This window comes from Vibrio sp. 2033 (assembly GCF_033339735.1).
In genome coordinates, this window is sequence record NZ_JAWOVC010000606.1 from 1 (window position 1) to 581 (window position 581).

The window sequence follows — 581 nt, forward strand, 5'->3', positions numbered from 1 at the left end:
CAAAACAGGGACTAGCGGCATTTCGATTTCTTCGTAAACCGATTTTAGCTTTTCATCTTGTTCGATGTTAGCAAACAGACGATTGTGCAAGCGAAGCGTGACGTCTGCATCTTCAGCTGCGTATGGCGATGCTTGCTCAAGCTCGATTTGGTTGAAGGTCAGTTGGTTTTTACCTTTACCCGCGATTTGTTCGAATGAAATGCAGCTGTGTTGTAGGAAACGAAGTGCCAAGCTGTCCATGTCGTGTTTGCCGCCTACGCTGTTGTAAACGTAAGACGCCAACATGGTGTCGTATTTGATGCCTTTCATCTCGATGCCGTAACGTGCCAGCACAGACGCGTCGTATTTTAGGTTCTGACCGACTTTCGCTTGAGCGTCGTCTTCAAGAATCGGTTTCAGCTGCTCAAGAACCCAATCGCGATCCAGTTGCTCTGGCGCATCCAAATAATCGTGTGCGACAGGGACATAAGCCGCAATACCTTCATCGATAGCAAATGACAAACCAACAAGGTTCGCCACCATGTAATCAAGGCTGTCCGTTTCGGTATCAAAAGCAAACAGCTCTGCCGCTTTGAGTTTTT

General features: G+C 47.5%; 1 pseudogene. It reads right to left on the reverse strand.

The annotated features are described in order from the left end of the window. Positions 1 to 581 (reverse strand): annotated as a pseudogene (locus tag R7P74_RS28045) (DNA polymerase I); the annotation flags it as partial.